Origin of the sequence: Pseudomonas fluorescens (assembly GCF_902497855.1) — a bacterium.
Classification (GTDB): Bacteria; Pseudomonadota; Gammaproteobacteria; order Pseudomonadales; family Pseudomonadaceae; genus Aquipseudomonas; species Aquipseudomonas fluorescens_BI.
In genome coordinates, this window is sequence record NZ_CABVHU010000001.1 from 868295 (window position 1) to 882429 (window position 14135).

At 60.5% G+C, this 14135-nt stretch carries 19 protein-coding genes and 1 pseudogene; 3 read left to right on the forward strand and 17 right to left on the reverse strand.

Translation table 11 applies throughout. The annotated features are described in order from the left end of the window. Nucleotides 1-190: 190 nt before the first annotated feature. From F8N96_RS04130 to F8N96_RS04200, 15 genes and pseudogenes are all read right to left on the reverse strand, one after another. Nucleotides 191-634, reverse strand: a complete 444-nt coding sequence (locus tag F8N96_RS04130; RefSeq protein ID WP_224789632.1) for a hypothetical protein — start codon at nucleotides 632-634, stop codon at nucleotides 191-193. A gap of 14 nt (nucleotides 635-648) precedes the next feature. Beyond that, on the reverse strand, nucleotides 649-840 hold the full coding sequence (locus F8N96_RS04135; protein ID WP_150796696.1) for a hypothetical protein: 192 nt from the start codon (nucleotides 838-840) through the stop codon (nucleotides 649-651). Between the two features lie 269 nt (nucleotides 841-1109). Continuing rightward, the gene (locus F8N96_RS04140; protein ID WP_150796697.1) at nucleotides 1110-1538 is read right to left on the reverse strand and encodes a hypothetical protein; all 429 of its coding nucleotides are present in this window, start codon (nucleotides 1536-1538) and stop codon (nucleotides 1110-1112) included. Between the two features lie 156 nt (nucleotides 1539-1694). Further along, nucleotides 1695-1979 (reverse strand): hypothetical protein, encoded by a 285-nt coding sequence (locus F8N96_RS04145; protein WP_150796698.1) that lies wholly within the window; start codon nucleotides 1977-1979, stop codon nucleotides 1695-1697. A 309-nt stretch (nucleotides 1980-2288) separates the two neighbouring features. Further along, a complete protein-coding gene (locus tag F8N96_RS04150) occupies nucleotides 2289-2519 on the reverse strand; it encodes a hypothetical protein (RefSeq protein WP_007946177.1) in 231 nt (76 codons plus the stop codon). Nucleotides 2520-2718: 199 nt separating this feature from the next. Beyond that, nucleotides 2719-3756: a DNA topoisomerase IB gene (locus F8N96_RS04155; RefSeq protein ID WP_150796699.1), complete on the reverse strand. Its 1038-nt coding sequence runs from the start codon at nucleotides 3754-3756 to the stop codon at nucleotides 2719-2721. A gap of 84 nt (nucleotides 3757-3840) precedes the next feature. Continuing rightward, nucleotides 3841-4920: a molybdenum ABC transporter ATP-binding protein gene (gene modC / locus F8N96_RS04160; RefSeq protein ID WP_150796700.1), complete on the reverse strand. Its 1080-nt coding sequence runs from the start codon at nucleotides 4918-4920 to the stop codon at nucleotides 3841-3843. Between the two features lie 3 nt (nucleotides 4921-4923). Beyond that, a complete protein-coding gene (modB, locus tag F8N96_RS04165; protein ID WP_150796701.1) occupies nucleotides 4924-5604 on the reverse strand; it encodes a molybdate ABC transporter permease subunit in 681 nt (226 codons plus the stop codon). Continuing rightward, on the reverse strand, nucleotides 5605-6372 hold the full coding sequence (gene modA, locus F8N96_RS04170) for a molybdate ABC transporter substrate-binding protein (protein ID WP_150796702.1): 768 nt from the start codon (nucleotides 6370-6372) through the stop codon (nucleotides 5605-5607). It abuts the gene before it with no gap. Nucleotides 6373-7615: 1243 nt separating this feature from the next. Further along, on the reverse strand, nucleotides 7616-8680 hold the full coding sequence (locus tag F8N96_RS04180; protein ID WP_150796704.1) for an NAD(P)H-dependent flavin oxidoreductase: 1065 nt from the start codon (nucleotides 8678-8680) through the stop codon (nucleotides 7616-7618). A 114-nt stretch (nucleotides 8681-8794) separates the two neighbouring features. Beyond that, a complete protein-coding gene (gene ada / locus F8N96_RS04185; RefSeq protein WP_150796705.1) occupies nucleotides 8795-9859 on the reverse strand; it encodes a bifunctional DNA-binding transcriptional regulator/O6-methylguanine-DNA methyltransferase Ada in 1065 nt (354 codons plus the stop codon). An 87-nt stretch (nucleotides 9860-9946) separates the two neighbouring features. Continuing rightward, the gene (alkB, locus tag F8N96_RS04190) at nucleotides 9947-10627 is read right to left on the reverse strand and encodes a DNA oxidative demethylase AlkB (RefSeq protein WP_150796706.1); all 681 of its coding nucleotides are present in this window, start codon (nucleotides 10625-10627) and stop codon (nucleotides 9947-9949) included. Nucleotides 10628-10671: 44 nt separating this feature from the next. Continuing rightward, nucleotides 10672-10791 (reverse strand): annotated as a pseudogene (locus tag F8N96_RS04195) (2OG-Fe(II) oxygenase); the annotation flags it as partial. 90 nt (nucleotides 10792-10881) lie between these two features. Next, nucleotides 10882-11058, reverse strand: coding sequence for a hypothetical protein (locus F8N96_RS35010; protein WP_191630773.1), 177 nt, complete (start codon nucleotides 11056-11058; stop codon nucleotides 10882-10884). 29 nt (nucleotides 11059-11087) lie between these two features. After that, on the reverse strand, nucleotides 11088-11390 hold the full coding sequence (locus F8N96_RS04200; RefSeq protein ID WP_008065357.1) for a DUF1883 domain-containing protein: 303 nt from the start codon (nucleotides 11388-11390) through the stop codon (nucleotides 11088-11090). 210 nt (nucleotides 11391-11600) lie between these two features. On the opposite strand from F8N96_RS04200, the gene F8N96_RS04205 reads away from it, so the two are divergent. Continuing rightward, nucleotides 11601-11957 (forward strand): hypothetical protein, encoded by a 357-nt coding sequence (locus tag F8N96_RS04205; protein ID WP_150766251.1) that lies wholly within the window; start codon nucleotides 11601-11603, stop codon nucleotides 11955-11957. A 160-nt stretch (nucleotides 11958-12117) separates the two neighbouring features. Further along, complete coding sequence (locus F8N96_RS04210) at nucleotides 12118-12348, forward strand: hypothetical protein (RefSeq protein WP_150796873.1); 231 nt, start codon at nucleotides 12118-12120, stop codon at nucleotides 12346-12348. Nucleotides 12349-12359: 11 nt separating this feature from the next. Here the strand turns inward: F8N96_RS04210 and F8N96_RS04215 are convergent, their stop codons facing one another. Together F8N96_RS04215 and F8N96_RS04220 are read right to left on the reverse strand one after the other, a co-directional pair. After that, a complete protein-coding gene (locus F8N96_RS04215; RefSeq protein ID WP_150796707.1) occupies nucleotides 12360-12641 on the reverse strand; it encodes a hypothetical protein in 282 nt (93 codons plus the stop codon). 138 nt (nucleotides 12642-12779) lie between these two features. After that, nucleotides 12780-12968, reverse strand: coding sequence for a hypothetical protein (locus F8N96_RS04220; protein ID WP_150766254.1), 189 nt, complete (start codon nucleotides 12966-12968; stop codon nucleotides 12780-12782). Nucleotides 12969-13259: 291 nt separating this feature from the next. Between F8N96_RS04220 and galU the strand changes: the two genes are divergently transcribed. Further along, nucleotides 13260-14099, forward strand: a complete 840-nt coding sequence (gene galU, locus F8N96_RS04225) for a UTP--glucose-1-phosphate uridylyltransferase GalU (RefSeq protein ID WP_064678069.1) — start codon at nucleotides 13260-13262, stop codon at nucleotides 14097-14099. Nucleotides 14100-14135: the final 36 nt, after the last annotated feature.

Genomic DNA, 14135 nt, shown 5'->3' on the forward strand with positions numbered 1-14135 from the left:
ACATACATATCAAGGGCTTGCGTGAGAATTCACATGCAGACCCTTCGTGTTTTTGTTCCGCAATTTTTGACATGTTCCGCAATTCACTTCGTTGACGAGACTTTTCCATTGGAAGAATCGGTGAACCAATAGTGCTGGGCAGGGGACGAACGGTGGGTGCCTGTCGCTCGCTGGAATGAACTGCCAACGGTCACTTACAGGCAATGGCGACAGCCTTCTCGGCGCGCTTGAGTTGCTGTTTGACGTCGGCCGGTATTCGCTGCTCTTTCAGGCGTTGCTCGAGAAACAGCTGATCGCCCCGGGATTTCACCTCGGCATCCGAAGCAGCGACCTGCGCTTGAACCGTGGCGGCGTGCGCCTCGATGACCGCCTCGACCTCTTGCTCGTTTTTGGCGGTATCGAGCGCGCGAACCAGCTTGCCGACCTCTGCCTTCTCGGCCTCGGCATAACCGTCGACCGAGAGTCCTGCGGCCAGCGCCCGCGCCTGGATTTCCAGGGCTTTCACACGCTGCCGGGCAATCTTGCATTGCTCATCCCGCTCAGGGTTCTCGTTGGCTTCCCAGGTGCTTAATCCAAAAGTCACGGCACCAATAATCGCCAAGGTGGCGGCGGCACCCAGTAATTTGCCTTTCACATTGCGCAACCTCTTTATTGATCGCCAGATTTGCGGCGATCGCTCCCTGAAGGATTGCCGACATTCAGCAGCCTTCTCTCCACCAAGACGTTTTGCAGGGCCTGCCGGGCATCGGGATCCAGTTGATGCTCTCGCTCCTTGAGTTCGAGCAGGATCGGGCTGGACCAGGCACGATAGGTTTTTTCGGCAGCAGGAATGGAGGTCATCTATCTCTCCTTGATTGGACGCTGTTTAGAAAGGAAGACGCTTGATGCGCTAGGAATCCTAGTTGAGGAAGCTGATTGTTGCCAACAAATTGACACGATAGCGCACCCTTGCTGACGGCGACGCTATAGCGCTAATAATCAAATAATATAGTGCGCAGTTTTGATTTATCTAACCTTAAGCGCTGCGGTGCCAAAACAGGCAGAGCAGTGAGGTGTGGCTGGTCGATCAAACGAAAAAGACCACCAATAACAAGTTCAGTGTGCGTTAGTCACTGTTTCTGTTTCCAGTCGCCACCGCCGTTTTCGCAGTCGACCTTCGATTGCCCGATGTGGTCAGCCGCGTAGTAATAAGTAATGATCCGGGCATCTTTCGGGATGTTCAGTGATTTGCTGTTCTTGTCCTTGCTGACGGACTGAGGGTTGGCCAGGGATTCGGGCGTCACGGTGCCCTGGCACGTGGCCTGGTACAGGTCGTCGCACTGCGCCACTTTTTTCTTGGTGCTGGTCAGCATCTCCTTGCTCTCGTTGCTGCAGGACCAGTCGATGGCGTCCACCGGCATGCCTTTGTATTCATAGCAGGTGTGGGTCTCGACCACGGGCACGGAAGGGCTCTGGGATCGGGTCAGGACGTCGCACCCCTGGGCCATCGTCAGGGTAGGGCTCAGGCAGGCAAGCACAAGCACAAGTCTACTGTTCATCAGGATTTCCTCTCCAGTAGCGCCCTGCCTACAAGGTCAGGGACCTATACCTTTCGAACCATGACGAACAGCCTTGTTCCATCCGGTTATCCGTTGAGCGCTTCGCAGGGGGGCGGCCGGGCGAAATGAATGCAACCCGGCCGCCTGACCGCTTAGTTAAACGAATGGTTGGCCGGTAAAACCCCGAGGCAAGCGTTGCCGTCCGGCCATGGCGGCGAGCCGCTCGGTCCAGGCCGCGCGCCAGTCGTTGGCAGTGGGGGTGACTTTGGGTTTGCGTGAGGCGCGGCGAGCAGCATTGCGCTGGTCTTTGCGTGCTTGCTTGAACGCGTCGGTGTTGCGACAGCTTCTGCATTTCACGCGGTTCAGTTCGCGGGTCGAGGTGAGATTGCTGCCTTTGTGACCGCAGGCCAGATGCCCGCCGATTTTGAAGTGGGTGACCATCAGACGTCTCCTTCGCGACGTGTGATCGTTTGACCTCCCGCAGGTGACGACGTTCGGCGACCGGGCTGCGGGCAAAAAAAAGGCTCGCGTGCGGGCGGGCCAAGGGTGCTTCAAAAGGAGTGAGGCCACTGTAGAGGGTGAAGTGTGAAAGCGATGTGAAAGGAAACATCAGGCAAAAAAACCCCGACGCGAGGTCGGGTTGACGGGTGTAGCGCAAAGCGCTCAGGCAAGGACGCATACGGTAACTGGTCGTTGCCGTTCATGCGTCCTGAATCAGGCCGTGCTCTCGAATCCGGTGTCCAGGTCGAATCATCTGAACCGCGGCAGAGGCGGGTCGACAGGTTTGAGCGAAGACAGCGTGTTGCGGATCAGTGGCGTGTCCTTCTCGATGTCATTCAGGCGATCACGAATTCTGAGCGCCGTAGGGTGCCCGCCCTGATGATCGACCCAGTCGGCGATTTCCTTGCACGCCGCAGCCAGGCGAGCCTGACGGGAGTCAAGCAGGGTGAGCAGGGTGGTGATGGACTCTTTCTCGGACATGGCAAACACCTCCGTTGAAGAAACCTTGTCAGTGGCAGCAAAAAGCCCGCTGGGCGCGAGCTTTCAACCGATTGGGTGGCTGATCCTTCAGCTTTTTTCAGTATAGACCCGGACTGTCCAGAACAAGCATAGAAGCCATTTGCGATCATGCAAAAAATCAACGCTCAGTTCGTCGGTTGAAGCGCCGGTGCGCCGCACGTCAGGGGTTGTCGGCGGCGGCGATCATTTTCTCGAGAAAAGTCGCCAGTCCGGCTTCCTCGGCCCTGAGTCCTTTGCGTGTTCGCGGGCGCGGCAACTCGGCCAGGGCCCCCAGGAGAAACCCGTCGAGCACCGCCGGGTGGATGTAGCACTTGCGGCAGACCGCCGGGGTGTTTCCCAGTTGCCGGGCGACGTTCTTCACCATCTCCACCACGTGGCGCTTGGCGTCCGACTCCGGCTCCCATTGCAACCGGCGCAATACCGACAACGCCAGGACGCTGCCAGCCCAGGTGCGGTAATCCTTGGCGGTGAAGTCGGCGCCGGTCAGGGTTTGCAGGTAGGCGTTGACGTCGGAAGAGCTGATGCTGTGCCGCTCGCCATGCTCATCCAGATACTGGAACAGGTTTTGCCCGGGGATTTCCTGGCAGCGCTTGATGATCCGCGCCAGACGCCGGTCTTTCACGGTGATCTGGTGTTCGACGCCGCTTTTACCGCGGAACTGGAACAGGATCGCACTGCCATTGACCTCGACGTGACGGCTGCGCAGGGTGGTCAGGCCGTAGGAGCGGTTATCCCGCGCGTACTGCGTATTGCCGACCCGGATCAAGGTCGCATCGAGCAAGGTAATGACCGTGGCCATGACTTTGTCCCGGCTGAAACCCGGTGCTGCCAGCAACGTTTCCAGCTGCCGGCGCAGCTTGGGCAAGGCGCGTCCGAAGTCGCGCAGGCGCGAGTATTTGTCGGCATCGCGCACTTCCCGCCAGCGCGGGTGATAACGGTATTGCTTGCGACCCCGGGCATCGCGCCCGGTGGCTTGCAGGTGGCCGCGCGGGTCGGCGCAGATCCACACATCGGTGTAGGCCGGGGGCACGGCGAGGGCGTTGATGCGCTGGATTTCGTCCGGGTCGGTGATGCGCTGGCCCGCGGGATCGAAGTAGCAGAACTTGCCGCGCAGTTTCTTGCGGGTGATGCCGGGCAGGGTGTCATCGACGTAATGCAAATCAGGCGGCAGCACGCCGGGCGATACTATATCGGACATGGCGGTAGTCCTTGCAACGAATCAGGGGCCGTTATTGCGATTGACCGCAGGCCTTTGCAGTGGTGCCAGCCAGTTTTAGCCAGGCTATGCCAGCACGGCCACCGCCTTGATCTGGGCCCAGAGTTGCTGGCCGGGGTGCACGCTCAGCTGGTCCCTGGAGTAGCGGGTGATTCGCGCCAGCAGCGGCGTGCCGGCGGCGTCCAGGCGGATCAGCACGTGAGCGGCATTGTCGGCGCCCATCTCACTGATCACGGTGACCGGCAGGCGATTGAGGATGCTGCTCTGCTCGATGCTGTGCAGGCTCAAGCTGACATCCCGCGCCTGGACTTTGCAGCGCAGCGCCTGGCCAGCGTCCATCGGCGTGTGCGCCACGCGAATGTTCAGGGCGGTGCCTGGCAACTGCAGGGTCAGGAGTTGATAGTCGCGATCATAGGCACTGACATGCCCCTCGATCACCACGCCCGCGTCATCGCCCAGCGCCAGGGGCAGGTCGAGCCGGGCCAGGGTTTCGCCGATCGGCCCGCTGGCCAGCGCCTTGCCGTTACTGAGCAGGACGATGTGATCGGCCAACCGCGCGACTTCGTCCTGGGAGTGGCTGACGTACAGCACCGGGATATCCAGTTCATCGTGCAGCCTTTGCAGGTAGGGCAAGATTTCGCCCTTGCGCTGGCTGTCGAGCGCCGCCAGCGGTTCGTCCATCAGCAGCAGTTTCGGGCTGGTGAGCAGGGCGCGGGCGATGCCGACCCGTTGCCGTTCACCGCCCGACAGGTGCTGCGGATGGCGATCCAGCAGATGGCCGATCCCGAGCAGTTCGGTGGCGTGGGTCATATCGACCCGGCGTTGCTGTTTCGGGATTCGCTTGAGGCCGAATTCCAGGTTGGCCAGCACCGACAGATGGGGAAACAGGCTGGCTTCCTGGAAGACATAACCCAGTGCGCGCTTGTGCGGCGGGACGAAAACCTGCTGGTCGCTGTCCTGCCAGACTTCATCGTTGACCTGGACAAATCCCTGTTCGGCCCGTTCCAGGCCGGCAATGCAGCGCAGGCAAGTGGTCTTGCCCGAGCCGGAGTGACCGTAAAGCGCGGTGACGCCACGACCGGGCAATTGCAGGTCGACATTCAGGGCGAACCCCGAATACTTCAATTTCAGGCGCATATGAATCATCGATCAGCTCCAGCCCGCTTTGGTTTTGCGGCTGGAGTAGAGCGCCAGCAACACGGCAAACGAGAACACCAGCATCGCCCCGGCCAGCCAATGGGCCTGGGCGTATTCCATGGCCTCGACGTGGTCGTAGATCTGCACCGACACTACCCGGGTCTTGTCGGGAATATTGCCGCCGATCATCAGCACCACGCCGAACTCGCCGACGGTGTGGGCGAAACCGAGGATGGCCGCCGTGATGAAACCCGGCCGGGCCAGGGGCAGGATCACACTGAAAAAAGTGTCCCAGGGATTGGCGCGCAAGGTCGCGGCCACTTCCAGGGGGCGGGTGCCGATGGCGGAAAATGCGTTTTGCAGCGGCTGGACCACGAATGGCATCGAGTACAGCACCGAGCCGATCACCAGCCCTGCAAAACTGAAGGTGAGCGTGCCGAGCCCCAGGGATTGGGTGAACTGGCCGACAAACCCGTGGGGGCCGAGCGCAAGCAACAAATAAAAGCCAATGACCGTAGGCGGCAGCACCAGGGGCAGGGCGACGATCGCCCCGACCGGGCCGCGCAGCCAGGATCGGGTGCGCGACAGCCACAGCGCAATCGGCGTGCCGATGATCAGCAAAATGACCGTGGTCAGGGACGCCAGTTTCAGGGTCAGCCAGATGGCGGAAAAGTCGGCACTCGATAGGGTCATTTAGAGTTGATAACCGTAGGACTTGATGATGGCGGCGGCTTTCGGCCCTTTGAGGTAGTCAACCAGCGCCTTGGCGGCCGGGTTGTCCTTGCCTTTGGTGAGGATCACCGCGTCTTGTTTGATCGGGTCGTGCATCTCGGCCGGAACGATCCAGGCCGAACCGCCGGTGACTTTGCCGTCTTTATAGATCTGCGACAAGGCCACGAAGCCCAGTTCGGCATTGCCGGTGGAGACGAACTGATAGGCCTGGGTGATGTTCTGGCCTTCGACGATCTTGGCTTTGACCTTGTCGGTCAGGCCCAGCTTGGCCAGCACCTGGGTCGCGGCCAGGCCATAAGGCGCGGCTTTCGGGTTGGCGATGGACAGATGCTGATACTGGTTGTCGCTGAGCACTTTGCCTTGGGCGTCGACATAGCCTTCTTTGGCCGACCACAGCGCCAGGGTGCCGATGGCATAGGTGAAGCGCGAGCCTTTGACCGTGTCACCTTCTTTTTCCAGTTTCTCAGGGGTAGTGTCGTCCGCCGAGAGGAACACTTCGAACGGCGCGCCATTCTTGATCTGGGTGTAGAACTGGCCGGTTGCACCAAAGGAGGTGACCAGTTTGTGCCCGGTGTCTTTCTCGAAATCAGCCGCGATGGCCTGAATCGGCGCCGTGAAGTTGGCCGCGACGGCGACCTGGACTTCGTCCGCCTGGGCAGGACCCAAGGCAAACACAGCGATCAGGCTTGCAAGGCAGGTGGGGGCAAAACGTGAGGCACGAATGGTCATGAAACGGCTCCGTGGTTGGCAAGTGCGGCGAGGGTAAGCGCTATATAAATGAATATATAGCGATTTGCCTGGAAACGGAACGTTGCAAGAATGGCTTGTGTAGGAGCTGGCTAGCCGCACCGCAGCGAAGGCGGCCTCAAGCCATGCAGTGCCCATGCAGACGTCTTCGCCAGCAAGCCGGCTCCTTACAGGGGGTTGGCGTAGACCACCATTCATATGTACGCAGGTGATCCCTGTAGGAGCTGGCTTGCCAGCGAAGGCGGCCTCAAGCCATGCAGCGCCCATGCAGACGCCTTCGCCAGCAAGCCGGCTCCTACAGGGGGTTGGCGTAGACCACCATTCATATGTACGCAGGTGATCCCTGTAGGAGCTGGCTTGCCAGCGAAGGCGGCCTCAAGCCATGCAGCGCCCATGCAGACGCCTTCGCCAGCAAGCCGGCTCCTACAGGGGGTTGGCGTAGACCACCATTCATATGTACGCAGGTGATCCCTGTAGGAGCTGGCTTGCCAGCGAAGGCGGCCTCAAGCCATGCAGCGCCCATGCAGACGCCTTCGCCAGCAAGCCGGCTCCTACAGGGGGTTGGCGTAGACCACCATTCATATGTACGCAGGTGATCCCTGTAGGAGCTGGCTTGCCAGCGAAGGCGGCCTCAAGCCATGCAGCGCCCATGCAGACGCCTTCGCCAGCAAGCCGGCTCCTACAGGGGGTTGGCGTAGACCACCATTCATATGTACGCAGGCGATCCGTGTAGGAGCTGGCTTGCCAGCGAAGGCGGCCTCAAGCCTTGCAGTGCCCATGCAGACGCCTTCGCCAGCAAGCCGGCTCCTACAGGGGGTTGGCTAGACCACCATTCATATGTACGCAGGCGATCCGTGTAGGAGCTGGCTTGCCAGCGAAGGCGGCCTCAAGCCTTGCAGTGCCCATGCAGGCGTCTTCGCCAGCAAGCCGGCTCCTACAGGGGGGTTGGCGTAGACCACCATTCATATGTACGCAGGTGATCCGTGTAGGAGCTGGCTTGCCAGCGAAGGCGGCCTCAAGCCTTGCAGTGCCCATGCAGGCGTCTTCGCCAGCAAGCCGGCTCCTACAGGGGGGTTGGCGTAGACCACCATTCATATGTACGCAGGTGATCCCTGTAGGAGCTGGCTTGCCAGCGAAGGCGGCCTCAAGCCATGCAGCACCCATGCAGACGCCTTCGCCAGCAAGCCGGCTCCTACAGCCGCATCGGAGAATCGGGGAAAGGTTTTTAGCGGTTAATCAATCTTGCCAGTCCTTCATCCGCCAGCTTGCGGGTCAACTGCGCCGTGGTGAGTTCAACCCCCAAGGTAAACGCCTGCCCGGCCCACAGGTTGCTGAAGTCCGCTTCCCCCTTGGCCCGCAACGGCATCAGCGCGCCACCTGCCAGCGGGAAGGCCGGCGCTTTATCGCTCATCGGTCCGAGTTCGCGCATGACCCGATTGAGAATGCCCCGTGCCGGGCGACCGGTGAAAATATTGGTCACGGCGGTCTCGCTCGCCCTGGCCGTGCGCAGGGCCTTATGGTGGGAGGCACTGACCTTGGCCTCTGGCGTGAACAAATACGCGGTGCCCACTTGCACCGCCGACGCTCCCAGCACAAACGCCGCCGCGACGCCCCGCGCATCGGTTATGCCGCCAGCGGCGATGACCGGCACTTTCACGGCATCGACGATTTGCGGCACCAGGGCGAAGAGGCCGACCTGGCTGCTCAGGTCGTCGCTGAGGAACATCCCGCGATGACCGCCCGCTTCATACCCCATGGCGATGATCGCATCGCAACCTTGCTGCTCGAGCCAGAGGGCTTCTTCGACGGTGGTGGCCGAAGACAGCACTTTGGCCCCGGTCGCTTTCACTCGATCCAGCAAGGATTTTTCCGGCAGGCCGAAGTGAAAACTCACGACTTCGGGCCGCAGCGCTTCGATCACTTCGCAGGCCGCGTGATCGAACGGCGCGCGGTTGGACACCGGTGTCGGCGCGTCAAAGTCTGCGCCCAGTTCGCGGTAGTAAGGCGCCAGCAGATTTTTCCAGTCCCGGGCGCGTTGCTCATCGGCCGCCGGTGGCTGATGGCAGAAGAAGTTGACGTTGATCGGTCGCTGGCTGTGCTGGCGAATCGTCTTCAGTTCTTCGCGCAACTGCTCGACGCTCAGCATGGCGGCGGGCATCGAGCCCAGTCCGCCGGCATTGCTTGCCGCGATCACCATGGCCGAGGTCGTGGCGCCCGCCATGGGCGCCTGGATGATCGGCAGTTCGATCCCGAGCAGATCAAGAATGCGGGTATCTGGCCATTGGCTCATTGCAGGACTCTCCGACGTGACTACAGGGCAGGGGCGTTAAAACCGCCTGGGGAGGAGGGCGCGCGCGTAGGAGCTGTCGCGCGAAACGAGGCTGCGATCTTTTGATCTGTTGATCTACAGCCCTTCCCGCTCCAGCAACTGCCGCTTGCGCTCCACCCCCCAGCGGTACCCCGACAAATTACCATCACTGCGCACCACGCGGTGGCACGGAATCGCCACCGCCAGGCTGTTCGCGCCACAGGCTTGAGCCACCGCGCGCACGGCTTTCGGCGCGCCGATGCGCTGGGCGATATCGGCGTAGCTGGCGGTGCTGCCGGCCGGAATCTCCCGCAGCGCTTGCCACACCCGTTCCTGAAACGCCGTGCCACGAACATCCAGCGGCAAGTCCAGGCCGATGGCCGGGGCTTCGATAAAACCGACGACCTTGGCAATCAACTGCTCGAACTCGTGATCGGCACCAATCAGGTTAGCCCGCCGAAACTTGTCTTGCAGGTCGCAGACCAGTTGGTGCGGATCATCGCCGAGCAGGATCGCGCACACCCCCCGTGCACTCTGCGCCACCAGGATCGCGCCCAGGGAACACTGGCCGACGGCAAACCGAATGTCGTTGTTCTGACCGGCTGCGCGGTAATCGCCCGGTGTCATGCCCAGCAACTGATCCGCCGCTTCGTAAAACCGACTGTTGGAGTTGAAGCCGGCGTCATACAGCGCGTCGGTCACCGAGCCGCCATCGGTCAAGCGCTCACGGACCTTGCGGGAACGATGGGCCGTGGCATAACCCTTGGGTGTCAGCCCGGTCACGGTCTTGAACACCCGATGGAAGTGAAAGCTGCTCAGGCCCGCAGCCTGGGCTAGTTCTCCCAGTGCGGGCAGGTGTTCGGCGGTTTCGATCTGGCGGCAAGCGGCGGCCACCGTCAGGGCATGTTGTGCGGCGACCTCGCTCTGATCCTTGGCCAGCCGTTTGCTCGGACGGTAACCCGCCGCCTCGGCTTGTGCGGCGGTGTCGAAGAATTCGACATTCTGCGGTTTCGGCAAGCGTGCCAGGCTGCTGGGGCGACAGTAGATGCCGGTGGTTTTCACCGCATAGACAAACTGCCCGTCGGCGCGCGGATCACGCGCGACGACAGCGGCCCAGCGTGGGTCATGTTCGGTGGCGATTGTTGTCGAGTGACTGGTCATGGCGTCATATCCGTGGGTCCGTTCAATCCAGATTAACCAGCCGCCGGGGTGGCGGCACTCCGGGTCTTGCGGTCGAATTCGAGGTCGTCATCCGGCGGTGCGAAAGGTGAAGTTGATGCGTTGTTCACCCAGGCGCGAATGCTGGCCGTCCTTGATCGGCAACACCCCGTGATAACGCAGGCGATCGACGCCGCCCCAGACCACGATGTCGCCATGCAACAACGGCACTCGCTGGCTTTTGTCACTGCGCTCGAAGCCGCCGAACAGGAACATCGCCGGCAACCCCAGCGACACCGAAACAATCGGCGCTGCCAGGCTGGCTTCGTCCTTGTCCTGGTGCAATGACATCTTCGCGCCGGGGGCATAGCGATTGATCAGGCAGGCATCAGGCACGAACCCGGCAAACCCTGCTTCCCGCGCCGCCGCCTGGGCCAGTTCGAAAAACGCCGCGGGCATCGTTGGCCAGGGTCGGCCTGTTTGCGGGTCATGGCGGGTGTAGCGGTAGCCGCTGCGGTCAGTGGTCCAGCCCCATGTGCCGCAACTGCTCATGGCCGCCGACATGGTGAAGCCGCCCGGCGTGACCATCTGGCGCAACGGCGCAGCGGCCAGCACTGTTTCCAGTGCGGGCAGCAACCGGTCCAGCCAGGGCAGGGCAAAGCCCCTCAGGACGAAAGACTGCTCGCCAATCTGCTCGCGCCGGGGCTGCTGCTCGGGTTCGGCGTCGGCAAACAGGTCGAAAGTGCTCGGGGACATGGGCTCATGAGGCATCGTGAAAGATGATTCCCAGGGTATGGCGTTTTCCGCTGTGCAGCGTACAGATCCTGATGCAAGCAGTTGTAATCCTGCGGCCCGTATTGCAGCAACAACGGGGTCGGGCGTTCCTGACCGGCGGCATGGCAGCGTTCGAGAAACGCTTGGTGCGTGTCGGGGAACGAGGGTTGGGGTCGCCAGTCTAGGGAGCGCTGCCGGCGCGATCACTCCGGTGCTTGCGGTCAAACTCCAGGTGCGCGCTCCGGATGCCCTTACAGCGCCTTGCTGACGCTGATGTCGCTGATGACGTCTTCCGTCTGGCCATGAATGACGTCCAGCGCGGCTTTGGCTTCTGCTTCAGTGCCGTTTTCAAGCTGGGCGAATTCGAAGCGGCGTTCGCCGTTGAGTTTGTATTTGATGACGTACTTGGTCGTTTGAGCCACGGTCATACCTTCTTGTCTGTGTGTGGTCGCGTCACTCAGCTCAGTTTCGAGCTGGAGCGGCGGATGATCTTGATCGAGTGAGTCAGGGTCGGTTTGCGGGTCACGCTGATCGGCCGGCGGTTGACCGTGTCGATGGTGATGTTCCAGAAACCGGTGCTCGGTGCAGTAATACGCGCCGGGAAGGTGTCGAACGCACCGCCGTGGTAAGTGTGACGGCCGCCATTCTTGAAGCTGCGGAAATTGGCGTCGTTCATCAAGCGGATGTTGCAGGTTTGCGAGCACTGAATGACGACGATGTCGTCCTCGTTGAGGTGCTCGCGCTGGTGGATAAATTTCATGGCGCCTCCAGAAGGGCTTTTTCTACAAAATCAAAACGATAGCATGGGCGATTGGTGCAGTTTATCAGCCCGAACAGGTTATTATCCGGTCGTCGGGGTGCGCTTTGACAATTAAAAACAGTTATTCGCGATTCCATGCGCGATAAACGCAACGAGCCTCGGAGAAAAACCGCATTTATGCTGTCGGAGGCTCTTTATCGGAGATTTAACATGAAATGGGGTATATGGATCCTGCCGGTGGTAGTGGCGATGAGTGGTTGTGCGAGTGTCTCGGATATCAGTCAGACGCTGCCTACCATGAGTGTGATTTCAGGCAAGAAACCCCATGAATACGCGCAGTGCCTGACCGGGAAGCTGGCCGACAGCCGTGGCGCCCTGCAGGTCGAGCCGCAGAAGGATGGCGTACGGGTGATCGTGCCACAGAAGCTCTCCTCGGGCCCGGCGGCGGTATTCGACATCGAAGAACGCTCCAGCGGCAGCAGCATCAAGCTCCACGAACGCATCTCCAATGTGCCAGTGCGCCCCCAGGATGTACGCGATGCCGCTACCGCGTGCATTTCCGGCTGACAGACTCAAGGGCGCCACGTTTTATGTAGGAGCGAGCTTGCTCGCGATGGTCGTTAACGATAACGCGTGTTGCCTGGCTAAACGCGGCGCTCTTGAATCCATCGCGAGCAAGCTCGCTCCTACAAAGGGCAGGACCGTATTGTCATTTCTGGAGTCGAGCATGAAGCGAGAGCAGGTACGCAAGTGCCACGCAGAGGGTCAGATCTCTGCCACCCACGTGATCCAGAACCCGGCGAGCCCGGAGGAATGGATCGTGTTTTTCAAGAAAAGTGCCGGGCGCAGTTTTTTCCTGGTGGATGACAACGACGAAGTCGAATCCTTCACATGTCTCGATGACCTGATCGAGACCGTGCGCGGCCTGGGGATCAAGTTCGCCGAAATTCACATGTAGGGGCGGGCGCCTTACTTGCAGACCACCACGACACTGCGATTCTTGTAATTGCCGACATCCACGCCCAGGGTCTTGTCGCTTTCCTTGGGCGCAGGTGTGCCGTCCGTCCCGACGATGTTGTAGCCGGTGCCGGCGCAGGAGGCGTCAGCCTTTTCGTAGCAGGTAGCCCAGGAATTGGCCTCCCCGGAGCAATCGATCATCAAGCCCTGTTCGCCGTTGTGCAGGTAAGTCGTTTCGGAAGTGGCGCAGCCGCTCAGGGCCAGTGCCACGATCAGTGGCAAAAATTTATTCATGTCGTTGTCGTCGTCAGGATGAAGGGGCTGAGCCTGTGACAGCGCTGGCATCAAAAGGTTATAGCGAATGGCCACTTTGTTGCAGGCAATCACAAAAAAGCCCTGCGCGAGCAGGGCTTGGGTCGAGTCGGGTGCTTCTCAGGACTTGTTCTCTGCGCGACGCTTCGGGGCTGGGTGTTCGAGCTCCAATACGGATGCTACTTCAATCGCCAATGCCTCGGTCGGGAAAGGCCCGGCAATATTCTCGCCGCTGGTACTGCCTACCCACCACTGGCCGTCTTTCGCCTGATTGATCAGGAACCCGTTGACACTTTTTGCTTCCGACATCTATCTGTCTCGTTGGCTGGTTCAATCGCGCAATGATAGCGCAAATTGCACTCAGCGGGTGCTGATGGGCGTATGGTGGTGCGGTTGCCTGTCCGGTCGATGGCCGTGCAAGTCTGCCAGTCTCTGCTATTTATAGATGGCGGCGGAAGATCCGTAGACGTTATGCGGAACTATCCGCGTGAATATTTCTCTATGATGGCATCGGTTAGCCAGTGCGGGGCATTGTAAGGTGCGCGCCGCCTGACTTAGACTGCGCCGAAACTCGAACACACAGCCCTTTCAAGGACTTATATGATCAAGAAATGCTTGTTCCCAGCAGCCGGTTACGGCACTCGCTTCCTCCCAGCGACCAAAGCCATGCCCAAAGAAATGCTGCCGGTGGTAAACAAGCCACTGATCCAGTACGGCGTCGAAGAAGCACTGGACGCCGGTTTGACCGAAATCTCCATCGTCACCGGTCGCGGTAAACGCGCCCTGGAAGACCACTTCGACATCAGCTACGAGCTGGAAAACCAGATCAAGGGCACCGACAAGGAAAAATACCTGGTCGGCATCCGCAAGCTGCTCGACAACTGCTCGTTCTCCTACACCCGCCAGACCGAAATGAAAGGCCTGGGCCATGCGATCCTGACCGGCCGCCCACTGATCGGCGACGAACCGTTCGCCGTGGTCCTGGCGGATGACTTGTGCGTCAACCTCGACGGTGACGGCGTACTGACCCAGATGGTCAAGCTGTACAAGCAGTTCCGCTGCTCGATCGTTGCCATCCAGGAAGTCGATCCGCAGGAAACCCACAAGTACGGCGTGATCGCCGGCGAGATGATCCGCGACGACATCTACCGCGTGCACAGCATGGTCGAGAAGCCAAAGCCGGAAGACGCGCCGTCGAACCTGGCGATCATCGGTCGCTACATCCTGACCCCGGACATCTTCGACCTGATCGAACAGACCGAGCCAGGCAAGGGCGGTGAAATCCAGATCACCGACGCCCTGATGAAGCAGGCGCAAAACGGCTGCGTGATGGCCTACAAGTTCAAGGGCAAGCGTTTCGACTGCGGTGGCGCCGAAGGCTACATCGACGCGACCAACTTCTGCTTCGAGAACTTCTACAAGACGGGCAAGGCTTACTGATAGCCTGACTGGGTTGTATTGAAAAGCCACCTTTGC